The sequence below is a fragment of the Kitasatospora sp. NPDC056327 genome, assembly GCF_042261735.1.
Lineage (GTDB): Bacteria > Actinomycetota > Actinomycetes > Streptomycetales > Streptomycetaceae > Kitasatospora.
The window spans coordinates 1-3,692 of the sequence record NZ_JBHJRC010000466.1 but is presented as its reverse complement, the minus strand read 5'-3'; the positions used below and the strand labels follow the sequence as shown (position 1 = coordinate 3,692).

Sequence of the window (3,692 nt, the reverse complement as noted above, 5' to 3'; positions counted from 1 at the left end):
GAGAGGAAATCCGCGCCCACCGGGTCGGCCGGCGATTTCCGGGGGTGTTCCGGTCAGACGCGCTTGACCGGCGGGAAGACCGCGGTCCTGTCGACGTAGTACTTGCGGACCAGCGGACCGAACACGTCCTGGCCGTCACCGAGGATCATGGTGTTGATGACCTGGTCGGTCCTCACGGCGTCGAAGTTCTGCGCGTCCACCAAGGTGGTGCCGATGCCCAGCGACAACCAGGCGTTCCGGGCCTCCGTGGTGGCGCTGACGTCCGGGTCGAAGCCCAGGAAGTACTCGCGCCCGGAGGGCTGTTCCAGCCCGTTGGCCAGGAAGAGGATCACGTGGAAGCCGCGGCCCTCGTCGTTGCGGAACTTGCTCTCGGGCCCGCCCACGTGATTGGCCGCGCCGTCGACGAGCACGGCCCGGTCGGCCTCCAGGCCCCTGGCGAGAGCGGACCATCTGCCTTCGAGTCCCACCTTCGACGCCAGGCTCGGCTTGAGGAGTCCCTTGTCCCCGGGGCTCAGCCACTCGCCCAGCTTCTCCGCGCGCGGCTTGCAGTTGTTGTCGATCATGTCTTTGAACGTCGCGTCGGTCGGCATCTGCAGCCAGACCTTGAGGCGTTCGACGGCGGTGCCCGGCGTCGTGCCCACCGCCTGGGAGATCCGGGCCCTGACGGTCTGGATCGACGGTGCGGTCCGGTCGCCGGCCTGGACGTATGCCTGCGGAATCATGAGAGGTCCCCCCACTCGGTTGTCCTTGGTCGACCGTCACTCTAGTGCGACCCGTCGCCGGTTTCGGACCGAAGTGCGCACTTTGCCAGGCCTGTTGGGCGGTAACCGGTGCTGACCGGTCTCCGAACGGAGCCGGGCCCGCCGGGCCCGATTCGGTTCCGGAAACGCCCGTACGGCAGCCCGCTGTGCGACGGTCGGCGGGCTGCCGTACGGGTGGTGGAGACGGGGCGGTATCAGCCGAGCGGCAGCTCCAGCCGGGCCTCGTTGCCGCTCACGGAGCCGATCGTGGTGGGGGTGAGGGCCGGAAGGTCCGAACCGGCGTAGGAGTACAGCGGGTCACGGCTGTTGACCACCAGAGCGAGGCGGTGTCCCGCCGGCAGGTCGTAGGAGACGGCCTGGAGCAGCCAGGCTATGTCGGTGCTGACGTTCGGGGTCAGCCCGGTGGCGGTGTACGGCTCGTGCGTGATGATCCGGGCGGTGCCGTCGGGGGCGACGTCGAAGAGGTAGGCGATCACGGTGGCGGCGTCGATGCCGCTGCGGACGGCGAGCCGCACGCCGGCGGCGCCCCTGATCCGTCGGGCCACGTCGTCGGAGCCGTCCAGCGGTTCGGTCGACCAGACCAGCAGCCGGCTGCGGTCGAACTCCGCGAGTGCGTACGCCCCGGGGTTGCCGAACCATTCCCGCTGCCCGGCCTTGAGCAGCTCGCCCGCCACGGCGGAGGTCAGCGCGCCGGCCTCGAACTCCCGGGACCACCCGGCGGCCGGCTTGTCGGTCAGCGCTCCGTCACCGGTGGCGCCGGTACCGGTGAGGTACCAGGCCTCGCTGCCGGTGGTGGCCTCCTGCCAGGACCCGTACGTCTCGCGGTGCGCCGGAACGGTGATCAGGTCGGTGCCGCCCGGGGCGGACACCGTCCTGTAGGTGAACTGGCTCTGGCTGTTCACGGGCGGCCAGTTCGTCACGTCGTTGTCGATGCCGAGCAGGTGGTGGTCCAGCCACTCGTAGGCCTCCTTGATCGGCACCGCCAGCCCGGGGAACGGCGCCCCGAGCACCAGCCCGGCCAGGCCCGGTCCCTCGGGGGCGCCGTGGTCGCCGATCCACAGGTTCAGCCGCTTCGGCACGGTGAGCCGCTCGAAGAGGTCGAGCACCGGGTTGACCGGGAACAGCGTCTCGTGCCAGGTGTTGGAGACGAACGTCGGGATGCCCCGCGCGTTCGTCTGGTCGACGTACGCGTCCGGGGAGCGCTCGGTGCCCCACGCGACCACCTCGTCGAGGTTCCGGCCGCTCAGGAAGTCCTTGAGGAGCTGTCGGGTGCCCTCGTCGAACTTCGTCTCCAGCGGACCGCCGGTGAAGTCGATCAGCGCCTGCACGGCCTCCAGGTGCCGGGTGCCGTTGTTGTAGAGGCTGGTGGCCAGGTTCCCCCAGGTGCTCAGCGCGACGACGGCGTCGACCCGGCCGGCCGGGTCGTGCGCGGCGACCAGTTGGCTGATCCCGGAGCCGTAGGACTCGCCGAGGAAGCCGATCCGGCTGGGCGCGAGGGACTCCTGCGCGTAGTCGATGACGGACGAGCCGTCGGCCCAGTCGTTGGGCCCGGCCACGTCGACGAACCCCTCGGAGGTCGACGGCCAGCCCTCGATGCCGATGCCGCGCGGGGAGTAGGCCAGCACGTGGTAGCCGCGCTGCGCGAGCTTGAGGTACGCGTGGAGGAAGGGCAGCCAGCCGTACGGGTTCCAGCCGGCGGGCACGATCACCACGGGGCGCGGGGCGTCGTCCTTCAGCCTGATCGAGAACGCCGACAGCCGGACGCCGTCGTTCGCGACGATGCGGGGGAGCCCGATCGTGGCGACTCGCCGTATCCCGGCCACCAGCTCCGCGAGCTCCGGCGGGAGTTCGACGCCCTCCTCGCCCTGGAGGGAGGCGAGCAGGGCCCGGGACACCTCGACGACGGCCTGGTTGACGGTGTGGCCCGGGCCCCAGATGCCATTGGTGGCGATGTCGGTGAGTGTCGCTTCGGTGACCGACGGAGTCGCGTCACTGGTCATTCTGAACCACCTTCTTCGTGAACGGATACCGATCGGCATCATGATCGGATCGGCTCATGACAAACTGACGCACCGTCAATCTTCATCCGAACCAGTGATGTTGTCGGGATATCCGCGCCCGCACGGCCGATCTGCGCTAGGCGCCCCGGGGCGGGGTGTCCCGCAGTCGCACCCGCTGGGGTGCGTCCGCACCACGCCCGGGTGGTTCGTGTTCGTCCGGACGGGTGATCGCGGTCCCGACACGGCCCGTTCGCGGTGCCCGCGCCCCTAGCTTGGGCGCGGGCACCGAGCGGTGCCGATCCCGAGGCGGTTCCCGAACCCCCGTTCCCTGGAGGAAGCATGAGCAGTGTCGCGGAGTACGAGCTGAAGCTCGACTGGGTACGGATCGACGACGTCAGCGAGAGCTCCGACGACCCCGTGGGCGAGGTCTACGGCAAGATCCTGTTGGACGACACCACCCTGTGGTACCCGTCCTACGAGAACGCCTTCGGCAACACGCGCTCGGACCACGCGAGCATGAAGGCCGGGGAGTTCTTCAAGCTCCCGGCGGACCGGTCCACCCGGCGGCACTTCGACGAGGACGCCCTGAACCAGTCCACCGCCTTCCGCCTGCAGATCCGGCTGAAGGAGAAGGACGACTGGAACTCGGACGACGAGATCGCGACCGTCGACGAGGAGATCCGCCCCGACCTGAACGAGCTGGACGGCAAGTCCAGTCTGACCCGGGAGAAGACCGCCTCGGCCGACGGCCGGATCACCTATCGCTACACGCTCACCCGCCTCGGCTGAATCCCGGCCCGGAAGCGGGGGGGGGCCCGCGCCCCCCCCGGGGCCGCCCGCGGCAAAGCCGCGCCCGCGGCGCCCGGGGCGGGGGGTGGTGAAGCCGGGGACCGCAAAGAACAACCCCCCCCCCCCCGGGGGGGGGGGCCCC

General features: G+C 70.3%; 3 protein-coding genes. 1 reads left to right on the top strand and 2 read right to left on the bottom strand.

Going from position 1 to position 3,692, the window contains the following annotated elements:
• Window positions 1–53: 53 nt before the first annotated feature.
• Window positions 54–722 carry a hypothetical protein gene (locus tag ACFCX4_RS35250; RefSeq protein ID WP_376151395.1) on the bottom strand — a complete coding sequence of 223 codons (669 nt, stop codon included), beginning with the start codon at window positions 720–722 and terminating at the stop codon, window positions 54–56.
• Window positions 723–955: 233 nt separating this feature from the next.
• On the bottom strand, window positions 956–2,761 hold the full coding sequence (locus ACFCX4_RS35245) for an alpha/beta fold hydrolase (protein WP_376151393.1): 1,806 nt from the start codon (window positions 2,759–2,761) through the stop codon (window positions 956–958).
• Window positions 2,762–3,100: 339 nt separating this feature from the next.
• Between ACFCX4_RS35245 and ACFCX4_RS35240 the strand changes: the two genes are divergently transcribed.
• A complete protein-coding gene (locus ACFCX4_RS35240; protein ID WP_376151391.1) occupies window positions 3,101–3,550 on the top strand; it encodes a hypothetical protein in 450 nt (149 codons plus the stop codon).
• Window positions 3,551–3,692: the final 142 nt, after the last annotated feature.

What these genes read in the sequence shown, in the direction of transcription:
- ACFCX4_RS35240 (WP_376151391.1), top strand. Translation starts at nt 3,101, where the DNA reads ATGAGCAGTGTCGCGGAGTACGAGCTGAAGCTCGACTGGGTACGGATC.
- ACFCX4_RS35250 (WP_376151395.1), bottom strand. Translation starts at nt 722, where the DNA reads ATGATTCCGCAGGCATACGTCCAGGCCGGCGACCGGACCGCACCGTCG.
- ACFCX4_RS35245 (WP_376151393.1), bottom strand. Translation starts at nt 2,761, where the DNA reads ATGACCAGTGACGCGACTCCGTCGGTCACCGAAGCGACACTCACCGAC.